This window comes from Streptomyces sp. BK022 (assembly GCF_004217355.1).
GTDB lineage: Bacteria > Actinomycetota > Actinomycetes > Streptomycetales > Streptomycetaceae > Streptomyces > Streptomyces griseoluteus.
Genome location: NZ_SHKU01000003.1, coordinates 19,557 through 40,084, shown reverse-complemented (window position 1 = coordinate 40,084; position 20,528 = coordinate 19,557). Strand labels below are relative to the sequence as shown.

General features: G+C 72.1%; 12 protein-coding genes. 6 read left to right on the top strand and 6 right to left on the bottom strand.

The features are described 5' to 3' along the window. Window positions 1–9 precede the first annotated feature (9 nt). Window positions 10–1,614 carry a glycosyltransferase family 2 protein gene (locus EV284_RS11710; RefSeq protein WP_130333092.1) on the top strand — a complete coding sequence of 535 codons (1,605 nt, stop codon included), beginning with the start codon at window positions 10–12 and terminating at the stop codon, window positions 1,612–1,614. Here EV284_RS11710 and EV284_RS11705 read toward each other — a convergent pair. Next, window positions 1,611–2,234: a TetR/AcrR family transcriptional regulator gene (locus tag EV284_RS11705; protein ID WP_130333090.1), complete on the bottom strand. Its 624-nt coding sequence runs from the start codon at window positions 2,232–2,234 to the stop codon at window positions 1,611–1,613. The two genes, EV284_RS11710 and EV284_RS11705, sit on opposite strands and share 4 nt — an antisense overlap. Window positions 2,235–2,411: 177 nt before the next feature. Between EV284_RS11705 and EV284_RS11700 the strand changes: the two genes are divergently transcribed. The 4 genes from EV284_RS11700 to EV284_RS11685 all read left to right on the top strand — a co-directional run bounded on the left by EV284_RS11700 (window position 2,412) and on the right by EV284_RS11685 (window position 8,101). Then, window positions 2,412–3,320 (top strand): ABC transporter permease, encoded by a 909-nt coding sequence (locus EV284_RS11700; protein ID WP_130333088.1) that lies wholly within the window; start codon window positions 2,412–2,414, stop codon window positions 3,318–3,320. Next, window positions 3,313–4,143, top strand: a complete 831-nt coding sequence (locus EV284_RS11695) for an ABC transporter ATP-binding protein (RefSeq protein WP_242625656.1) — start codon at window positions 3,313–3,315, stop codon at window positions 4,141–4,143. Before EV284_RS11700 ends, EV284_RS11695 begins: the two co-directional genes overlap by 8 nt. Window positions 4,144–4,247: 104 nt before the next feature. Beyond that, the gene (locus EV284_RS11690; protein WP_130333086.1) at window positions 4,248–6,446 is read left to right on the top strand and encodes a CDP-glycerol glycerophosphotransferase family protein; all 2,199 of its coding nucleotides are present in this window, start codon (window positions 4,248–4,250) and stop codon (window positions 6,444–6,446) included. Further along, the gene (locus EV284_RS11685; RefSeq protein WP_130333084.1) at window positions 6,443–8,101 is read left to right on the top strand and encodes a glycosyltransferase family 2 protein; all 1,659 of its coding nucleotides are present in this window, start codon (window positions 6,443–6,445) and stop codon (window positions 8,099–8,101) included. Before EV284_RS11690 ends, EV284_RS11685 begins: the two co-directional genes overlap by 4 nt. A 7-nt stretch (window positions 8,102–8,108) precedes the next feature. On the opposite strand, the gene EV284_RS11680 is transcribed toward EV284_RS11685, so the two are convergent. The 4 genes from EV284_RS11680 to EV284_RS11665 all read right to left on the bottom strand — a co-directional run bounded on the left by EV284_RS11680 (window position 8,109) and on the right by EV284_RS11665 (window position 16,361). After that, window positions 8,109–9,506, bottom strand: a complete 1,398-nt coding sequence (locus EV284_RS11680; RefSeq protein WP_130334639.1) for a hypothetical protein — start codon at window positions 9,504–9,506, stop codon at window positions 8,109–8,111. A 208-nt stretch (window positions 9,507–9,714) separates the two neighbouring features. Continuing rightward, window positions 9,715–14,658, bottom strand: a complete 4,944-nt coding sequence (locus EV284_RS11675; protein WP_130333082.1) for an NAD-glutamate dehydrogenase — start codon at window positions 14,656–14,658, stop codon at window positions 9,715–9,717. Between the two features lie 483 nt (window positions 14,659–15,141). Then, entirely contained in the window at window positions 15,142–15,810 is a 669-nt protein-coding gene (locus tag EV284_RS11670) for an HAD family hydrolase (protein ID WP_130333080.1), read from the bottom strand. Between the two features lie 56 nt (window positions 15,811–15,866). Then, on the bottom strand, window positions 15,867–16,361 hold the full coding sequence (locus EV284_RS11665) for a hypothetical protein (protein WP_130333078.1): 495 nt from the start codon (window positions 16,359–16,361) through the stop codon (window positions 15,867–15,869). A 291-nt stretch (window positions 16,362–16,652) separates the two neighbouring features. On the opposite strand from EV284_RS11665, the gene EV284_RS11660 reads away from it, so the two are divergent. Then, window positions 16,653–17,099, top strand: a complete 447-nt coding sequence (locus tag EV284_RS11660; RefSeq protein ID WP_130333076.1) for an Rv3235 family protein — start codon at window positions 16,653–16,655, stop codon at window positions 17,097–17,099. 335 nt (window positions 17,100–17,434) lie between these two features. Here EV284_RS11660 and secA read toward each other — a convergent pair whose 3' ends face one another. Next, window positions 17,435–20,278 carry a preprotein translocase subunit SecA gene (gene secA / locus EV284_RS11655; protein WP_130333074.1) on the bottom strand — a complete coding sequence of 948 codons (2,844 nt, stop codon included), beginning with the start codon at window positions 20,276–20,278 and terminating at the stop codon, window positions 17,435–17,437. Window positions 20,279–20,528: the final 250 nt, after the last annotated feature.

Here is a 20,528-nt window from a genome sequence, read left to right as displayed (position 1 = left end):
GCAGCGACCATGGACCCCATGCCCGAAGCGCCCCAGGTCGCCGTCGTGGTCATCGGCTACGACGACGCCGCCCACGTCACCGACGCCGTACGCTCCGCGCTGGACCAGGGTCCGGCGGTGGGCGAGGTCGTCGCGGTGGACGACCGCTCCACCGACGGCAGCGCCGAGATCCTGGACCGGCTCGCGGCCGGCGAGCCCCGGCTGCGGGTGATCCGGCACGCCGTCAACAGCGGCGGCTGCGGCACCCCGCGCAACACCGGCACCGACGCGGTGACCCTGCCGTACGTGATGTTCCTGGACAGCGACGATCTGCTGCCGCCCGGTGCGGTGGACGCGCTGCTGCGGGCGGCGAGGGAGACAGGGGCCGAGGTGGCGGCCGGGCTGTGCGTCCGCCGGGAAGTGCCCTCGGGCCGCGAACACCCCTGGCAGTCCGGTCTGTTCGCGCAGGCGGCGCTGATCGGGCACCCCGCCGACCGCCCGCACCTCGTCCACGACACCCTGTGCGTCAACAAGCTGTACCGCACCGACTTCCTCCGGGTGAACGGCATCCGCTTCCCCGAGGGCCGCTACCTCTACGAGGACTTCGTCTTCACCGCCCGCGTCCTCGCCGCCGCCCCCCGCATCGCCCTCGTCCCGGACCTCGTCTACGTCTGGCACGTCCGCCGGGCCGCCGAACAGCTCTCGCTCTCCCTGAACCGGGAGCACATCGGCAACTGGCACGCCCGCACCCGCGCCTGCGCCGAGGCGTACGAGATCCTGCGGGGCGCCGGGGAGGCGGAACTGGCGCACGCGGCGCGGGCGAAGTTCCTCGACCACGAACTGCGCATGTACCTGCGCGAACTGACCCTGCGGGAACCGGAGTACCGGCACGCCTGGTGGGCGCACACCCGCGCCTACCTCGCCGGGTACGACGACGGGGACTGGGCCCGCGACCCCGCCGCCCCCGGCACCCTGCTGGGCCGGTTCGTGCTGGAGTCCGCCGAGCCGCGCGACCTGCTCCGGCTGCGCGAACTGGCCGCCCGCCCGGCCCGTCTGCTCCCCCCGTACGCCCGCACCCCCGAGGGCACGCCCGTCTGGTCCGACGCGCACCCGGGCGTCGACCTGACCCCGCTGCTGACCTGCCCCACCGGGGCGCTGCCCTGTGCGATGGACGCCGAACTGCTCCCGCACACCCGCGGCGCCCGGCTCCGGCTGCGCCTGCACGAGCTGTACGACCGGCTCGCCGAGGCGGGCCCGCTGGCGGTGACGGCCCGCTGGCACGACCGCGGGACCGGCCGCCCGGTCCGGCACATCACGCTGCCGCTGGTCCCCGCGCCGAACGGCACCTGGACCGCCGAGGCGGCCGTCGACCTGCACGCGCTGGGCGCGGGCGTGTGGGACCTGTGCCTCACCGTCCACTTCAAGGACGGCGCCCACCGGGACATCACCGCCCACGCCCGCACGGACAGTCCCCACCTGCGCAGACGCGTGCTGCCCAGCCCGCGCCACCTGGTGCTGCTGGCCCACCCCTACGCCACCCACTCCGGCGCCCTGTCCCTGCGCGTGGCCACGGGCCCGGCGGGGGCGGCGCGGGTGGCGCGCGGACGGCTGCGGAGGCTGATCGGGGGCGCCTAGAGCGCCTTCAGGGCGCCCGCCGTCGCCCTCGCCAGGTTCGCCAGGTAGCCCTTGGGCAGCTTCGGGCTGCGGATGATCACCGCGCGCCAGTAGAGGGGGCCGGAGATCAGGTCGAGCGCGAGGTCCAGGTCGAGGTCCGCGCTCACCTCGCCCCGTTCCCGCGCCGCCGCCACGATCTTCGACGCGACCCCGTCCTGCCCGTCCCGTACCGCCTTCTGGAGGGTCTCGGCCATCTCGGGGTTGCGGGCGGCCTCCGCCTGGAGGTCGGGGATGATCTGCGAGGCCACCGGGTGGCGCAGGGCGCGCGACATCACCTCGTACAGCAGCCGGAGGTCGCCCTCCAGGGAGCCGGTGTCCGGGGCGGGAAGACCCAGGACCGCCATCGCGGAGACCACGTCCAGCACCAGGTTGAGCTTGGAGCGCCAGCGCCGGTACACCGCCGTCTTGCCCACGCCGGCCCGGCGCGCGATGCCCTCGATCGACATCCGCGCGTACCCCACGGCGGCCAGTTCCTCGAAGACGGCCGCGCGGATCGCCTCCGTCACGTCCTCCCGGAGCACGGCGGCCCCGGCCGGGGCCCGGCGCGGGCGCGCCGGGGGTTCGTCGGCGTTGGTCGTCATGCCCCCCAGCATAGGCGGGACGACGCAACGGTTGCGTTCCGTCGTCGGATGGGCCTACTCTCCCGTTACGACGATACGGTCCCGTCCCGACGTGAGTAAACGTACGGGAAAGCGTGCGGAAACGGCGGGCAACGGCCGACCGCGCCTTCCCCGCCACCCGATCCGAAAGCAGCGGATGTGAGCCAGGTCCTCGACGCACCGCCCCCGATGCAGGTTCCGGCCGACGGCGACCTGGCGGCACTGGCCGCCAGGCACGGCCTGACCGTCAGCGGCGCCCGCCCCTCCGTACCGGCGTATGTCCGGCAGCTCTGGGACCGGCGGCACTTCATCACCGCCTTCGCCACCGCCAAGCTGACCGCGCAGTACAGCCAGGCGAAGCTCGGCCAGCTCTGGCAGGTGATGACCCCGCTGCTGAACGCGGCGGTCTACTACTTCATCTTCGGCGTGCTGCTGGGCACCAAGCGCGGGGTCGCCGACTTCATCCCGTTCCTGGTGACGGGCGTGTTCGTGTGGACGTTCACGCAGAGCTCGATCATGGCGGGCACCCGCGCCATCTCCGGCAACCTCGGCCTGGTGCGGGCACTGCACTTCCCGCGCGCCGCGCTGCCGATCTCGTTCTGCCTCCAGCAGCTCCAGCAGCTGCTGTTCTCGATGCTGGCGCTGATCGCGATCATCCTGTGCGTCGGCGTGCCGGTCTCCGCGTCCTGGCTGCTGGCGCTGCCCGCGCTGGTGCTCCAGTTCGTGTTCAACGCGGGCGTGTCGATGGTGCTGGCCCGGATGGGCGCCAAGACCCCGGACATCGCCCAGCTCATGCCGTTCCTGCTGCGCACCTGGATGTACGTGTCCGGTGTGATGTGGAGCATCGACCAGCACACCGAGGGCCAGCCGCGGGCGCTGTCGCTGCTGCTGGAGTACAACCCGGCGGCGCTCTACATCGACCTCATGCGCTTCGCGCTGATCGACAGCTTCGGCGCCGACAAGCTGCCCCCGCACGTGTGGCCCGTGGCGGCCGGCTGGGCGGTCGCCGCCGGGATCGGCGGCTTCATCTACTTCTGGAAGGCTGAGGAGACCTACGGCCGTGGCTGAGCAGACCATCTCCCCCGTCCCTGCCCCCGAGGACGCGAGCGCCGAGCGGGTCCCCACCGTCGTCGCCGACCGCGTCGACATCGTCTACCGGGTCAACGGCACCGGCGCGGGCCGGGGCTCGGCCACCGCCGCGCTCAACCGCATCCTGCGCCGGGGCAAGGCCGAGAAGGCGGCCGGGGTGCGCCGGGTGCACGCCGTGAAGAAGGTGTCCTTCGTCGCCCACCGGGGCGAGGCGATCGGCCTGATCGGCTCCAACGGCTCGGGCAAGTCCACCCTCCTCAAGGCGGTGGCCGGCCTGCTCCCGGTGGAGAACGGCCACATCTACACCGACGGCCAGCCCTCCCTGCTGGGCGTCAACGCGGCCCTGATGAGCGACCTGACCGGCGAGCGCAACGTGCACCTCGGCGGCCTCGCCATGGGGATGTCCCGCGAGCAGGTCAAGGAGCGCTACCAGGACATCGTCGACTTCTCCGGGATCAACGAGAAGGGCGACTTCATCACCCTGCCGATGCGCACCTACTCCTCGGGCATGGCGGCCCGGCTCCGCTTCTCCATCGCCGCCGCCAAGGACCACGACGTGCTGCTGATCGACGAGGCGCTCGCCACCGGCGACCGCTCCTTCCAGAAGCGCTCCGAGGCCCGCATCCGCGAGCTGCGCAAGCACGCCGGCACGGTCTTCCTGGTCAGCCACAACAACAACTCCATCCGCGACACCTGCGAGCGGGTGCTCTGGCTGGAGCGCGGCGAGCTGCGCATGGACGGCGCCACCGAGGACGTGCTCAAGGAGTACGAGGCGTTCACGGGCGACCGCAAGAAGAAGTAGCCAAGGGGCCTCCGCTTCACGCGTGGATATCCCTTTCAGTCATGTAATGACAGTATGTTATGAAAGGTGATCGCCGGGACGAAGAGCCGAAGGAGCCCCTCCAGATGCCCCAACTCAGCGTCATCGTCTACGGGCCCAACACGCAGGGACATCTGACCGGACTGCTCGACTCCCTCAACGCCCACCCGCTCCCGGACACCGAGGTGATCGTCGCGGCGGTCGGCGACTGGGCGCGGGAGACCGCCGAGGGCCACGCCCCGGAGACGGTCACCGTGCCGCTCCCCGAGGGGACGCCGGACGCCGCGGCCCGGTCGGCGGGGGCCGCGCGGGCCTCCGGCCGCTGGCTGCACTTCGTGCACGCCAAGGACGGGCTGCCCGCCGGAGCCCCCCGGCTGCTGGCCGAGCGCACGGCGGAACTGGACGAGCGCACCGACGTGGTCCTGCTGGACCACGTCACCACCACCTGGCGCACCACCGCCGTCCCCTCCCGCGACGGCCGCCTGCTCGCCGGGGCCGGCCGCGCAGCCGTCACCCTGGACGACTCCCCCGACCTGCTCCGCCTCGCCCCCCTGCTCGGCACCCGCGCGGTCCGCGCCGCGTTCTGGCGGGAGCACGAGGAGGAGTTCTCCGGCGCCGACGAGAACTTCGTCGCCCAGGCCGCCCTGCTGCGTGCCGACCGCGTGGCCTGCCTCGACCAGACGGCGTACGACGATCGCAGGCTGCGCCGGGAGAGCCTGCCCCCGCGCACCCCCGAGGACCGGTACGCCCTGATCGAACGGTACGAGCACCTGCTCGCCCTCACCGAGGGCCGGCGCCCGGTGCGGGCGGTGCTCTACGGGCTGATGGTCCGCGATCTGGTGCGGGTCTTCGCCCGCGAGGGCATGCCGGAGCCGGTGGCCCGCGAGTTCTTCCGCCGCGCCTCGGCCGCCGCCGTCCGCTGGCGCCCCGCGGGGCACCAGCGCCCCGCGGGCCTGGAGGGCGTACGGCACGCGCTGCTGGAGGAGGGCGCGTACACCAGGTACCGGGCGCTGCAGACCGCCAACCGCACCCGGCGCTCGGCCCGCAAGGCGGTCCGCGCCCGCAAGCGGCAGCTCGGGGTGCGGCTGCGCGAACAGCAGTACCGCCGGGCACTCACCCGCCCGCTCGATCCGAACCTGGCCGTGTTCGCCGCCTACTGGGACCGGGGGGTGGCCTGCAACCCGGCCGCCATCGCCGCCAAGCTGGCCGAACTCGCCCCGCACATCCACCCGGTGTGGGTGGTGACCAGGGAGAACGCGGCCCTTCTCCCCCACGGCACCGACCACGTCATCCCCGGCACCCGGCGCTACTGGGAGACGCTGGCGACCGCGAAGTACCTGGTCAACAACGTCAACTTCCCCAACGCGGTGGTCAAGCGCCCCGGCGCGGTCCACCTCCAGACCCACCACGGCACCCCGCTCAAGCGCATGGGACTGGACCAGCGGGAGCATCCGGCGGCGGCCCAGGGGCTCGACTTCGCGGCGCTGCTGTCCCGGATCGACAAGTGGGACTACAGCGTCAGCGCCAACAGCCACTCCACCCGGATGTGGGAGCGCGCCTACCCGGCCCGCTACACCTCGCTGGACCACGGCTATCCGCGCAACGACGTCTTCTACACCGCAACCGCCGCCGACGTGCGCGCCGCCCGCGAGCGCCTCGGCATCCCGCCCGGCCGCACCGCGGTGCTCTACGCGCCCACCCACCGCGACTACGAGGCCGGGTTCACCCCGCGCCTGGACCTCGCCACCCTCGCCGACCGGCTCGGCGAGGACACCGTGCTGCTGGTGCGCGCCCACTACTTCTACGGCGGCGGCGCGGCCTCCCCGCTGACCGGGCTGCGCCGCACCGGCCGCATCATCGACGTCTCCGCCTACGACCCGGTCGAGGAACTCTGCCTGGCCGCCGACGTACTGGTCACGGACTACTCGTCGATCATGTTCGACTACGCCAACCTGGACCGCCCGATCGTCGTGCACGCCGACGACTGGGAGACCTACCGCACCACGCGCGGGGTCTACTTCGACCTGATGGCCGAGGCCCCCGGCCGGGTCGCGCGCACCCAGGAGGAGCTGACCGAGATCCTCACCTCGGGCGCCTGGCGCGACGAGACGGCGGCGAAGGCCCGTACGGCGTTCCGCCGCCGGTTCTGCGAGTTCGACGACGGCCGGGCCGCCGAGCGGGTCGTGCGGCGGGTGTTCCTCGGTGAGCCCGAGGAGGCGCTGCCGTCCGTGCTGCCGCTGGAGGAACGTTCCCCCGCCCCGACGCCCGAGGAGCTCCGAGGATGACGACCCCCGACGTCACGGTCACCGTCATCGTCTACAACGACGCTGCCCGGCTGCCTCGCGCGGTCGCCTCGCTGCGCGCGCAGACCCACGAGAACATCGAGATCGTCATCAGCGACGACCACTCCACCGACGAGACCCCCGAGGTGGCCCGGCGGCTGGCCGCCGAGGACGGCCGGGTCCGCTACCTGCGCCTGCCGGAGAACAGCGGCGGCTGCAGCGCCCCGCGCAACCGGGCCATCGACATCGCCCGCGCCCCGTACCTGATGTTCCTCGACAGCGACGACGAACTCCCGCCGCGCGCCGTCGAGTCACTGCTCGCCGCGCACCGGGAGCGCGAGGTCGACTTCACCATGGGCGCGGTGCGCCGGGTCCGGGTGGACAACGGCCGCCGCACCACCTGGATGCCGCACCTGGTCCGCGAGCGCCGCACCCTGGACGGCATCGCGGCCGACCCCCGGCTGCTCTTCGAGCACCTCTCGACCAGCAAGATGTACGCCCGCGCCTTCCTCGACCGCCACCACCTGCGCTTCCCCGAGGGCATCCACTACGAGGACCAGCTCTTCTCGGCCCAGGCGTACGGTCTCGCGCGGGCGTTCACGATCATCCCGGACCCGGTCTACACCTGGTACATCGAGCCGTACGCGGCCGAGTCCAGCGCCTCCATCTCCAACCAGCGGCACAAGATCTCCAACGTCGCCGACCGGGTGCACGTGCAGCGCCTGATCGACGCCTTCCTGGTGGAGAGCGGACAGGCGGGGCTGCGCGAGGACAAGGACTTCAAGTTCCTCAAGCACGACTTCCGGATGTACGCGGGCGACCTGCCCTACCGGGACGACGCCTGGCTGGCGGAGTTCGCCGAGATCATGAACCCGTACCTGGACACCCTGGCCGAGGGCGCCTACGCCCGGCTGCCCCGCCCGGAGCGGGTGGTGCTGGAGCTGCTCCGCGAGGGCGACCTCGACGGGGTACGGCTCGCCGCGCGGGGACTGGGGCACCCGGTGGCGCCGCTCCGGGTCACCGCGGACGCCGGCGGCACGCCCTACTGGGGCGACGCGGTGCCCACGACCGAGCGGGGGCGGCGGGAGCTGGACCTGAGCGACCTCGATCTGGAGACCCGCCCCTTCTCCACGGCCTTCTTCCGGCACGAGATCACCGACCTGCGCCCCGGCCCCGGTGCCGCGCTGACCCTGACGGTGCGCACCTACGACCCCGGGCTGCGGCTCCCGGTGGGCCCGCAGCGGGCCGGGCTGCTGCTCTCCCCCGGCCGGCGGCGGCTCACGGTGCCGTTCCGGCTGGACCCGGTGCGGCCGGGCGTGTTCGAGGGCCGGGTCCAGCTGGACCTGACCCGGGCCCGGCTCCCCCTCCAGGGCTTCGAGGGGGTCCGGCATCCGCAGATCAGGCTCCAGCAGCAGGGGCTCGCGCACTCGGGGCTGCTGCTGGCACCGCTCGCCTTCCCGGCCCTGACCGCCCGGGTGGAGTCGGGCGGCGCGGCGCACCGGGTCACCGTCGAGCCGGAGGGCCGCAATCCCGGCCGGCTGCAGATCCGCTGGCAGCCCGTGGGGGTCACGGCCCGCGTGCTGCGGCCGGTGGTGCGCAGGATCGACCGGCCGCGGGTGCGCAACGCGTTCCGGCTGGTGGCGAGCGCGCTGAAGTGAGCCCGCCTCAGCCGCGCACCTCGTAGAGCACCTGTCCGGCCGGGCCGGTCGTCACCGGGCGCAGCCACGGCTCGGCGTCGGCGGCCGGCCCGATCACCCAGCGCACCCCGTACCGGCGCGCTATGGCCCGCCGGGCCTCGGAGGAGGTGCCGGCGTCGAAGTACCGCTCCACCGCGGCGTCCCGGCCGCCCTGGTCCGGCAGGAACACGTCCGGATAGCCGGGCGCCACGGTGTACGGCCCGTACGCGGGGATCTGCCGGGACGGCACCGTACGGGCCATCACGACCTGCCCGTAGCCGACCCAGGGCGTGATCCAGTGGTAACCGACCCACGGCGGGCGGTACTTGGCGGCGACCGGGGCGGGCAGCGCGTCCCGCGGGACGACGTACCCGAGCATCCCCGCCTGGCCCCAGGCGCCCACGGCCAGGGCGGCCCCGAGCAGGCAGGCCCAGCCCAGCCGGAACGCCCGCCGCCCGGCCGACACGGTCTCCAGGGCGGCCGCGAGCTGGGCCGGGATCAGCGCGGCGGGCGCGGCGCGGCCCCACGAGTAGTGCCCGGTGAGTCCCCCGGCCGCGAACAGCAGGGCGCCCAGCGCGAAGAACAGGACCAGCGGGTCCCGGTGGTCGCGCCGCCCGCGCAGGACGAGGGCGGCCACCCCGAGCAGGGCCAGCCCGAACCGGCCGAGCAGGTCGGAGTAGAGCGAACGGTGGATCGCCTCAAGCCCGGTGCCGGCGGAGAACAGCGCGAAGAAGTCGTAGTACGGCCACAGCCACAGCAGGACGATACCCACCGCGAGCGCGGCGGCGAGCCTCGGGAGGACCCGGCGGTCCGGGCGGGCGGCGAGGACCGTGGCGAGCGCGCCGAGGGTGGCGACCACGCCGGTGAACTGGTGGCAGAGCAGGATCAGCGCCCACAGCGCGCCGAGGCCCGCCCAGCGGGCCCGGACCGCGGGCGTGCGGAGGGTGGCCGTGAGCCACGCCCAGAAGTGGAAGGACAGCCCGAGCGCGAACACGCTGGGGTACGCGACCGTCAGCGCGAGGGAGTTCAGGCCGAGGAAGCCGCTCCAGTTGAGCAGGTCCGGGCCCCACAGGAGGACCAGGCACAGCAGGGCGAGCGCGGGCGCGGCCCGGTGCGCGCTGAGCGTGCGCGCGTACCGCCACACCCCGGTGAACAGCAGCCCGAGCCCCACCAGGGCGCCGATCCGCAGCACCACGAACACCGGCAGCCCGGTCAGCCGGGCGAGCAGGCCCAGCACCAGCATCCAGGGCGAGTAGTACGGGCTCGGGGTGTCCGCGTCGACCAGCGGGTTGCCGGGGTCGAGCGGGCTGTGCCGCAGCCGCTGCACGGTCGCCGCGTGTATGCCGAGGTCACCGGCCCAGGGCAGCCGCAGGACGGCCAGCAGCATCAGCAGCGCGACGAGCGCGGCCAGGGCGACGGCCACCAGTGACGGGGCCGCCGTCGACGGACGGCCGCGCCGCACGCGGGCCCCTGTGAGGTTCGCTGTCACGGGCCAGACCTTATATCCGAAACGGACAGACCACCCGGAAAGCAACAAGGGCGCCCCCGCACCGGGTTCTCCGGTCCGGGGGCGCCCTGCGCTCAGGCGGCGCCGGTCACGCGTGCGTGCGCAGCAGCGTCCGCATCGTGCGCATCGCCACCGAGAGGTTGGCGAGGTCGAACGCGTCCGAGCTCCGGATCTCCTCCAGCGTGGCGCGGGCCCGGCTCAGGATGGGCGCGTTCTTCTCCTCCCACGCCTTGAACCGCTGCTCCGGCGTCGAGGTGCCGTTGCCCGCCGCGAGCACGTCCGCGGTGAGCGCCGCGTGCGCCGCGTACAGGTCCTCGCGGATGGAGGCGCGGGCCATCGACTGCCAGCGGTCCGCGCGGGGCAGCTCGATGATGCGGTCCATGAGCTGGGTGATGTGCAGCCGGTCGGCGAGGTCGTAGTACACCTCGGCCACGTCCAGCGGCTCCTTGCCCGTGCGGTCGGCCACCGAGACGATGTCCAGCGCCGGGAAGGCGGAGGAGAACCCGGCCACGCGGGTGGCCAGTTCGGCCGGGACACCGGCGGCGGACAGCTCGTCGTACACGTGCTGGTACCACTCGAGGTCGGCGCCGCGCAGCAGCTTCGGCATCTGCTGCCAGACCTGCTCGACCCGGTCCGCGAAGAACTCCACGGTCTCGGCGAGCTGGAGCGGCTGCGGCCGGTTGTTCAGCAGCCAGCGGGTGCCCCGCTCGACCAGCCGGCGCGAGTGCAGCCGGATACGGGTCTGCACGGCCGCGTCGACCCGGTTGTCCAGCGCTTCCACCGCGTCCCACACCGGGGACGAGGAGAAGATCGCGCGGGCCGCGGTCTGAGCGCGGACGATCTCCTCCAGCGAGGCCCCGGTCTCCTCGCGCAGCCGGTGCAGGTACGTGGTGCCGCCGGTGTTCACCGTGTCGTTGACCAGCACGGTGGTGGTGATCTCCCGGCGCAGCGGGTGGCTGTCGATGACCTCGGCGAACCGCTCGCGCAGCGCGGTCGGGAAGTACGCGTGCAGCAGCCCGCGCAGGTACGCGTCGTCCGGCAGCGAGGTGTGCAGCAGCTCCTCGGCGACCGTGATCTTCGTGTACGCCAGCAGCACCGCGGTCTCGGGGCTGGTGAGGCCCTGTCCCTGGTTCAGCCGCTCCCGGATCTGGCGGTCGGTGGGCAGGAACTCCAGCGCCCGGTTGAGGTGGCCCTCGCGCACCAGGTGCCGGATGAACCGGGCCTGCGCGTGCAGCATGTCCTTGGACTGGGCGAGCGCGTTGGCCAGCGCGGTGTTCTGCGCGTAGTTGTTGCGCAGGACCAGCGCGCCGACCTCGTCGGTCATCTCCGCGAGCAGCTTGTTGCGCTGCTTGACGGTCATGTCCCCGTCGGTGACCAGGCTGTTGAGCAGGATCTTGATGTTCACCTCGTGGTCGGAGGTGTCCACACCGGCGCTGTTGTCGATGGCGTCGGTGTTGATCCGGCCGCCCTGCAGCGCGAACTCGATCCGGCCGAGCTGGGTCAGACCCAGGTTGCCGCCCTCGCCGACGACCTTGACGCGCAGGTCGGCGCCGTCGACGCGGATGGCGTCGTTGGCCTTGTCACCGACGTCGGCGTCGGTCTCCGCCGAGGACTTGACGTAGGTGCCGATGCCGCCGTTCCACAGCAGGTCGACCGGCGCCTTGAGGATCGTCTTCATCAGGTCGGCCGGGGTCATCTTGGAGATCTTCTCCTCGATGCCCAGCGCCTCCCGGATGTGGTGGTTCAGCGGGATCGACTTGGCGCTGCGGGGGAAGATCCCGCCGCCCGCCGACAGCAGCGAGGTGTCGTAGTCGGCCCAGCTGGAGCGGGGCAGCTCGAACAGGCGGCGCCGCTCGGCGTAGCCGGTGGCCGCGTCCGGGACCGGGTCGATGAAGATGTGCCGGTGGTCGAAGGCGGCCACCAGGCGGATGTGCTCGGAGAGCAGCATGCCGTTGCCGAACACGTCACCGGACATGTCACCGATGCCGACGACCGTGAAGTCCTCGGACTGGGTGTCCAGGTCCAGCTCGCGGAAGTGCCGTTTCACCGACTCCCAGGCGCCACGCGCGGTGATGCCCATGCCCTTGTGGTCGTAGCCCGCGCTGCCGCCGGAGGCGAAGGCGTCCCCGAGCCAGAAGTCGTAGGACTGGGCGACCTCGTTGGCGATGTCGGAGAACGTCGCCGTGCCCTTGTCGGCCGCGACCACCAGGTAGGTGTCCTCGCCGTCGTGGCGCACCACGTCCTGGGGCGGGACGACCTCGCCGGCCACCATGTTGTCGGTGATGTCGAGCAGGGCGGAGATGAACGTCTTGTAGCTGGCGATGCCCTCGGCCAGCCAGGCGTCCCGGTCCGCGCTCGGGTCGGGGAGCTGCTTGGCGACGAACCCGCCCTTGGCGCCGACCGGCACGATGACGGTGTTCTTCACCATCTGCGCCTTGACCAGGCCGAGGATCTCGGTACGGAAGTCCTCGCGCCGGTCCGACCAGCGCAGGCCGCCGCGCGCGACCTTGCCGAAGCGCAGGTGCACGCCCTCGACCCGCGGCGAGTACACCCAGATCTCGTACGCCGGGCGCGGTGCGGGCAGGTCGGGGATGGCCTGCGGGTCGAACTTCATCGACACGTAGGCGTGCGGGCCGCCGTCGCGGGCTTCCTGGAAGAAGTTGGTGCGCAGGGTGGCCTTGATGACGGTCAGGAAGGAGCGCAGGATGCGGTCCTCGTCCAGGCTCGCCACCTGGTCCAGCGCCGCGTCCAGCTCCTCCAGCAGGGCGTCGGTGATCTCCAGGCCGGCCTTCTGCCGGTCCGGGGACATCCGGGCCTCGAACAGGGAGACCAGCAGCCGGGTGGTGTGGACGTTGTTGCGGAGGGTGTCCTCCATGTAGTCCTGGCTGAAGGTGGAACCCGCCTGGCGCAGGTACTTGGCGTAGGCGCGCAGCACCATCGCCTGCCGCCAGGTCAGCCCGGCGCTCAGCACCAGGGCGTTGAAGCCGTCGTTCTCCGCCTGGCCGGTCCAGGTCGCGGCGAAGGCGTCCTGGAACCGCTCGCGGCCGTCCTCGCCGAGGTGGTCGGCACCGCCGGCGGTCTGCGGCAGGCGCAGGCCGAAGTCGTAGATCCACGCGGTGCTGCGGTCGGTGCGGCGCAGCTCGTAGGGGCGCTCGTCGACGACCTCCACGCCGAGCCGGTTGAGGACCGGCAGCACGGCAGAGAGGGAGACCGCGTCGCCCTTGCGGTAGATCTTGAACCGGCGCTCCCCGGGGGCGGCGCCCACCGGCTCGTACAGGCTCAGTGAGAAGTCGTTGCCCTTCTCGTTGCTCAGCCGCTCCAGGTGGACCAGGTCGGCGACCGCGGCGCGCGGGGAGTGGTCGGCCTTGTAGCCCTCGGTGAAGGCGTTGCTGTAGCGGCGCAGCAGCTCGGCGGCGCGCTCCTCGCCGCACTCGGCGTTGAGCGCCTCGGCGAAGCCGTCGGACCAGGAGCGGGTGGCCTCGACCAGGCGGGCCTCGATGCGCTCCTTGTCGGCGTCGGAGAGCTCGGGCAGCTCGGTGCCGGGCGGGACGCGGACGACGAAGTGCAGCCGGGACAGGATCGACTCGGTGTTCCAGGCGGTGAAGTCGACGCTGATGCCGCCCAGTTCCTCCTTGAGGATGTCGATGATCCGCAGGCGCACCCCGGTGGTGTACCGGTCGCGCGGCAGGTAGACCAGGGCCGAGTAGTAGCGGCCGTATTCGTCCTGGCGGAGGTAGAGCCGCAGCCGGCGGCGCTCCTGGAGGTACAGCACGCTCGTGGCGATGGACTGCAGCTCGGCGGGCGGGGTCTGGAACAGCTCGTCGCGCGGGTAGGTCTCCAGGATCTGGAGCAGGTCGCGGCCGTCGTGGCTGTTGGGCGAGAACCCGGCGCGCTCCAGCACCTCGGCGACCTTGCGCCGGATCACCGGCACCCGGCGCACCGACTCGGTGTACGCGGCGGAGGAGAACAGCCCGAGGAAGCGGCGCTCGCCGACCACGTTGCCGTCGGCGTCGAACTTCTTGACGCCGATGTAGTCCAGGTACGAGGGGCGGTGCACGGTGGCCCGGCTGTTGGCCTTGGTCAGCACCAGCAGGCGGTGCTCGCGGGCCTTGGCGCGGGCGTCCGCCGGGAGCCGCTCGAAGGAGGGGCTGACCGGGTGCTCGTCGTCCTCGGAGTGGTGCGGGTCGGAGCGCAGGATGCCGAGGCCGGTGCCGGGCTTGGCGCTCAGCGAGTCGTCACCGCGCAGCTCGTACTCGCGGTAGCCGAGGAAGGTGAAGTGGTCGGCGGAGAGCCAGCGCAGCAGCTCGCGGGCCTCGTCCACCTCGGCGGCGGGGAGGTCGGCCGGGCGGGGCTCGTCGCGCAGGTCGTCGGCGATGCGGACGGCCGCCTCGCGCATCTTCTCCCAGTCCTCGACGGCCTCGCGCACGTCGGACAGGACGCGCAGCAGGTCGGCGGAGATCTGCTTGAGGTCGGCGCGGTCGGTCTCGCGGTCGGTCTCGACGTGGATCCAGGACTCGACGTGCGCGTCGTGCGGCAGCTCGCCGTGCGGGCCGGTGGGCAGGACCTCGATCAGCTTGCCGGTGACGTCACGGCGGACGACGACCTGCGGGTGGATCACGACGTGGATGCCGCGGCCCTGACGGGTCAGCTCGTTGGTGACCGAGTCGACCAGGAAGGGCATGTCGTCGGTGACGACCTCCACGACGGTGTGGCTGCACGTCCAGCCGTTCTCCTCCACCGTCGGGGTGTGCACCCGCACGTTGGCCGTGCCCTGCGGGCGGGTCTCGGCGAGACGGTAGTGGGAGACCGCGGCACCGAAGACGTCGACCGGGTCGCGGTCGGCGAGGTCTTCCGGGGCGGTGTGCAGGTAGTAGCGCTGGAGGAACGCGAGCACCGCTTCGCTGTCCGGGGTGCCGGAGGTGCCCTCGCTCGTGGTCCCGGTCGGTAGGTGCCCCCCGACCGGGCTGTTCTCAGCTACCCGAGCGGCCCGATCGAGCAGCTCGGCCTTGGCTTCGTCCAGCTTGGTCTGCATTGTCCTCTGGCTCCTGTCGCGCGCCGTTGCGTGACGTAGAAGGAAGTACGGTTTCTTCCCCTCCGGTATGACGCCACGGCCCGAGGTGTCCGGTCCGTTCCGACGCTATGCCGCGAGGCGAGATGGGCGGGGGGATTTCGGCCATTGTCGACAGACTTGTCGGAAGCGACGCTGCTCTCCGCACCGTCGTGCCGGAGGCCGTCCCCGGTGTCCGGGACGCCTCGGCGCCCCTGTCCCGCCCGGGAGGACCAGCGACCGCCGCCCGGTCACGGAGTTCGTCCGTGCGGTCCGGGCGCAGGGCAGGGACTGTGGCGCCCCCGCGAGATATCGCGCTGATCACGCCACAAGGCTATCGCCCCGGACGGGGGCCCCGTCATGAGCCGTATGTGTACAAAACCAGGGGGTGAAGTTTGACGTTCTGCACAGCGGCGGCGAAGGGGTCGGTGGCGTATCCGCGCCGGGGCGGGGACGGCCACGACGCCGTTACGACGCTATTCGGCGGGCCTCCGCTACGGCCTCGGCCAGGCTGTCCACCACCGGGGCGCCGACGCCGCGCAGGCTCTCCGGGCCGTGCGAGCCGCCTGTGTAGAGCACGGCGCGCGCGCCGACGTGCCGGGCGGCCAGCGCGTCGTCGGCCGCGTCACCGATGACCACGGTCCGCTCGGGGTCGACCAGGGTACTCATCGCCTCGAGGTGGCGGACCATGTGCTCGGCCTTGCTGCCGCCGGAGGGGCCCCTGCGGCCGTCGACGCGCAGGAAGTGCGGCTCGATGCCGAGGCCGCGCACCAGCGGGACCAGCTCCTCGTGCCCGTACATGCTCAGCAGGGACTGACTGTGGCCGTCCGCCCCCCAGCCGGCCAGCAGCTCGGCCGCGCCCTCGGTGAGCCCGCAGCGCACCCGGTGCTCGGCGTAGTGCCGCTGGAAGGCGCCGTCCATGACCTCCCACTCGAGGTCACTGGGCAGCCGGCCCATCAGCCGCTCGTAGAACCTGGGTACGGGGACGCAGTACAGCGCGCGGTACCGCTCCAGCGTGATCGGCTCCAGACCCAGCTCGGCGAAGGCCGCGTTGGTCGCCCCGATGATCGCGTCGTTGTCGTGGAAGAGGGTGCCGTTCCAGTCCCAGACGATGTGTGCGCTTCGCTGCATCCCCATGCGAAAACGGTACCGGGCACCGCTGACAGCGGGTAAGGGCGCGTGATGTTCGCAGGTCAGGGGGTTGCGAGCAGGGTGGGGATCTCCTGCGTGGCGAACCACAGCAGCTCGTGGTCGTCGGCGGCGTCCACGGCCTTGCGGGCGGCATCGTCTCCGGCGTCGGCCGCCTCGAGGGCCCGCGCCGCGGCGGTGACATCGGCCTCCGCGTCGTCGGCGTCCGCGTGCACGGCGGCGGCCTTGGCGAGCCGGGCCGAGGCGGCGACCGTCACCCCGCCGAGGCCGTCCGGGTCCGCGGTGACGGCGCCGTCCGCGACGTCGACCGCGACGACGACGCGGCGCGGCGCCGCCTCGGGGTCGGCGGCCAGCAGCCGCAGCGAGGCGCCCGCGGCCTCGCCGAGCGCGGCGTACTCCAGCTCCTCCAGGTCGTCCGTGCCGCACCACTCGCGCAGAGCGGGCGTCACGGCGTACGCGGCGAACGGGTCCGCCGCCAGCACACCCGTCTCGTGGGCCTCGGCGAGGCCGGGGAGGGTCAGGGGTACGTAGACACGCATGCGGGCCGCTCTTTCCTGGTCAAAGGAGGGCCTCCAGAATACGTGCGGCCGTCCCCTTTCGAGTTCCCGCCCGACCCCCCTGCGGCGTCAGCCCACCACCCCGCGCATCACCCTCCCGCACCGCGCGGCCACGGGGTTCCCGGAGCCTCCTGTCACCCGGATAAGTGAAGCCCGCAGCGCCCGCGACACCGGCCGGACGTCCTTGCCGGGCGGGTCCCCGCCCCCGTACAAGGTCCCCACCTACTTGAGTTACCGCCTGGTATCCGCCGGGCCGGCCGAACGGGGACTTCCATGAACAAGGTCATGAGCCGCAAGCCGCAGACCCGGCCGCACCACCGCCCGCCGACCCGCCACGACACCCGCCGCCCCGGCACTCCCACCCGCAGCCGCACCACCACGGCCCGCCCCACCGACCTCTTCGCGGACCGCCTGCTGGCCGTCCTGAGCGGCCAGCGCCCCGTCCACTGGATGCTCCGCCACACCGCCGGCTCCGCCTACGACGAGCTGGTCCGCCTGGCCGAACGCACCCCCCTGCGCACCCACGGCTCCCGCCCCACCGTCCACGACCTCGGCTGGTTCGTCCCCCGCTCCGGCGCCCTGGAGGTCTTCGCCCGCATCGCCGCCGGCACCCACCTCCGCGCCCTCGCCTTCCGCCTCGAACAGTCCGAGGACCTGCGCTGGCGCTGCACAGCGGTGGAACTGGCCACCCCGTCGGGCCGCCGCCCAGCAGCGCCCTGAGGGGCGCGTGGAGGGCCCCGCGGCCCCGACCGGTCCTGGTGGTCGCCGCAAGCGGCAGAGGGGCCTGAGCGGCGGCCCCGCCCTGGCAGCAGGCGGCCCTGTCCGCTCGCGGCTCGACGGAGGCGGCGAGGGCCCGTCGGGGCGGCTGAGGCGGCGAACGCCGGTCGCGGCGGGGCGTAGTTTCCGCCGGGCATTGGCCGCATGCGGCCGGCCGGGGCGGTGGCGTCACCGAACACACCGCGCCCGCTCAGGCCTGACGGCAACCGCCGGACGCACCCGGGGCCGGGCCCCCGCTAGGGAGGGCCCGGCCCCGACCGCTGCTGAAGCCGCGCCCGCTACTTCTTGCGGCGCCGCCCGCCCTTGGCCTGGCGGCGGCGCTCCGCGCGGGTCAGGCCGTCGGACTCGGAGCGGATGGGCTCGTCGTCCTCGAGGTCGCGCTCGATGACGCCGCCCTCGCCGTCCACGGTGGGCGCGGAGAAGTGCAGCTCACGGCGCTGCGGCACGTCGAGTCCCTTGGCGCGGATCTCCGGACGCGCCCCGGCGGGAACCTGCGCGGGCACGGTGTCCTGGACGCCCTCGCCGGCCGGCTGGGCCTCCACCGGGACCTCCTCGACCTGCTGCTCGACCTGGACCTCCAGGTTGAACAGGTAGCCGACGGACTCCTCCTTGATGCCCTCCATCATGGCGGTGAACATGTCGAAGCCCTCGCGCTGGTACTCCACCAGCGGGTCCTTCTGCGCCATCGCGCGAAGGCCGATGCCCTCCTGGAGGTAGTCCATCTCGTAAAGGTGCTCGCGCCACTTGCGGTCCAGCACCGACAGCACGACCCGGCGCTCCAGCTCACGCATGATCTCGGAGCCGAGCTGCTCCTCACGCGCCTCGTACTGGGCGTGGATGTCGTCCTTGATGGACTCGGAGATGAACTCCGCGGTGAGACCCGCGCGGTCGCCCGCGGCCTCCTCCAGCTCCTCGATGGTGACCTTCACCGGGTAGAGCTGCCGGAAGGCACCCCACAGCCGGTCGAGGTCCCAGTCCTCGGGGAAACCGTCGGCGGTCTCGGCCGCGATGTACGCGTCGATCGTGTCGTTCATGAAGTGCTGCACCTGCTCCTGCAGGTCCTCGCCCTCCAGGACGCGGCGCCGCTCGCCGTAGATGACCTCGCGCTGCCGGTTGAGCACCTCGTCGTACTTCAGGACGTTCTTGCGCGTCTCGAAGTTCTGCTGCTCGACCTGCGACTGCGCGGACGCGATCGCGCGGGTGACCATCTTGTTCTCGATCGGCACGTCGTCCGGCACGTTGGCCATGGCCATCACGCGCTCGACCATCTGCGCCTTGAACAGCCGCATCAGGTCGTCACCGAGCGAGAGGTAGAACCGCGACTCGCCGGGGTCGCCCTGACGGCCGGAACGGCCGCGGAGCTGGTTGTCGATACGGCGCGACTCGTGCCGCTCGGTGCCGAGGACGTAGAGGCCGCCGCTCAGCTCGACCTCTTCCTTCTCGGCCTTCACCGCCTGCTGGGCCCGGGCCAGCGCGGCGGGCAGCGCGGCCGCCCACTCCTCGATGTGCTCCTCGGGGTCGAGCCCGTGCTGGCGCAGCTCCGCCTCGGCGAGGTCCTCGGGGTTGCCGCCGAGCTTGATGTCGGTACCGCGGCCGGCCATGTTGGTGGCCACGGTCACGGCGCCCTTGCGGCCGGCCTGCGCGACGATCGACGCCTCACGCTCGTGGTGCTTGGCGTTCAGCACCTCGTGCTGGATGCCGCGCTTGCTGAGCTGCTGGGAGAGGTACTCCGACTTCTCCACCGAGGTGGTGCCGACCAGGATCGGCTGGCCCTTCTCGTGCTTCTCGGCGATGTCGTCGACGACCGCCTCGAACTTGGCGACCTCGGTGCGGTAGATCAGGTCCGACTGGTCCTTGCGGACCATCGGCCGGTTGGTCGGGATCGGCACCACGCCGAGCTTGTAGATCTGGTGGAACTCGGCGGCCTCGGTCATCGCCGTACCGGTCATGCCGGAGAGACCCGGCATCTCCTTGCCCTGCTGGTCGTGGCGCTTGTAGAGGCGGAAGAAGTTCTGGAGGGTGATCGTGGCGAGCGTCTGGTTCTCGTCCTTGATGTCCACCCCTTCCTTCGCCTCGATCGCCTGATGCATGCCCTCGTTGTAGCGGCGGCCCGCGAGGATACGGCCGGTGTGCTCGTCGACGATCATGACCTCGCCGTCGATGACGACGTAGTCCTTGTCCTTCTTGAACAACTCCTTGGCCTTGATGGCGTTGTTCAGGTAACCGACGAGCGGCGTGTTGACCGACTCGTAGAGGTTCTCGATGCCCAGCCAGTCCTCGACCTTGGAGACACCGGACTCATGGATGGCGACGGTGCGCTTCTTCTCGTCGACCTCGTAGTCGCCGGTCTCCTCGATGCCCTTGAGGGGGTTGCCGGCCTCGCCCTTCTTCAGGCGGGTGACCAGCTTGGCGAAGTCGCCGTACCACTTGGTGGCCTGGTCGGCGGGGCCGGAGATGATCAGCGGGGTACGGGCCTCGTCGACGAGGATGGAGTCCACCTCGTCGACGATGGCGAAGTTGTGGCCGCGCTGCACCAGCTCGTCCGACGCCCACGCCATGTTGTCGCGGAGGTAGTCGAAGCCGAACTCGTTGTTCGTGCCGTAGGTGATGTCGCACGCGTACTGCTCGCGGCGCTCGGCCGGCGTCATGTTGGCCAGGATGCAGCCGACTTCGAGGCCGAGGAACTTGTGGACGCGGCCCATCATCTCGGAGTCGCGCTCGGCCAGGTAGTCGTTGACCGTGATCAGGTGGACGCCCTTGCCGGAAAGGGCGTTCAGGTACGCGGGCAGGGTGCCGACGAGGGTCTTGCCCTCACCGGTCTTCATCTCGGCCACGTAGCCGAGGTGGAGCGCGGCACCGCCCATGATCTGCACGTCGTAGTGACGCTGGCCGAGGGCGCGCTTGGCGGCCTCACGGACGGTGGCGAACGCCTCGGGGAGCAGGTCGTCCAGGCTCTCGCCGTCCGCGTACCGCTGCTTGTACTCCTCGGTGAGAGCCCGCAGCTCGGCGTCGGAGAGGTCGACGAAGTCCTCTTCGATGGAGTTGACCTGGTCCGCGATGCGGTGCAGCTTGCGCAGGATCTTGCCTTCGCCTGCACGCATGATCTTCGAGAGGACGGACACGGGGGGTGGTCTCCTTGCCGGTCGGGCCTGGGACGGTCGGTTTCCATAAGACTGATTGAGCAACGGCCATCGTATGCGAGGACCCCGCCGCGCCGGGAGGCCCGGCGGCGCAGTGGTCCTTCTACTGGGAACAACGTCCCGGGGCCCAGGATGGTGCCGCGCCACGCCGACGATGTGCGCGAATGGTGATACGTCGCTCACGCAGGGCGAAACGCCTTGGCGCGGAATGTCCGGTCCGCGCACACTCGCC

What these genes read in the sequence shown, in the direction of transcription:
- EV284_RS11680 (WP_130334639.1), bottom strand. Translation starts at nt 9,506, where the DNA reads ATGCTGCTGGCCGTCCTGCGGCTGCCCTGGGCCGGTGACCTCGGCATA.
- EV284_RS11670 (WP_130333080.1), bottom strand. Translation starts at nt 15,810, where the DNA reads ATGGGGATGCAGCGAAGCGCACACATCGTCTGGGACTGGAACGGCACC.
- EV284_RS11690 (WP_130333086.1), top strand. Translation starts at nt 4,248, where the DNA reads ATGCCCCAACTCAGCGTCATCGTCTACGGGCCCAACACGCAGGGACAT.
- EV284_RS11710 (WP_130333092.1), top strand. Translation starts at nt 10, where the DNA reads ATGGACCCCATGCCCGAAGCGCCCCAGGTCGCCGTCGTGGTCATCGGC.
- EV284_RS11675 (WP_130333082.1), bottom strand. Translation starts at nt 14,658, where the DNA reads ATGCAGACCAAGCTGGACGAAGCCAAGGCCGAGCTGCTCGATCGGGCC.
- EV284_RS11660 (WP_130333076.1), top strand. Translation starts at nt 16,653, where the DNA reads ATGAACAAGGTCATGAGCCGCAAGCCGCAGACCCGGCCGCACCACCGC.
- EV284_RS11705 (WP_130333090.1), bottom strand. Translation starts at nt 2,234, where the DNA reads ATGACGACCAACGCCGACGAACCCCCGGCGCGCCCGCGCCGGGCCCCG.
- EV284_RS11665 (WP_130333078.1), bottom strand. Translation starts at nt 16,361, where the DNA reads ATGCGTGTCTACGTACCCCTGACCCTCCCCGGCCTCGCCGAGGCCCAC.
- EV284_RS11685 (WP_130333084.1), top strand. Translation starts at nt 6,443, where the DNA reads ATGACGACCCCCGACGTCACGGTCACCGTCATCGTCTACAACGACGCT.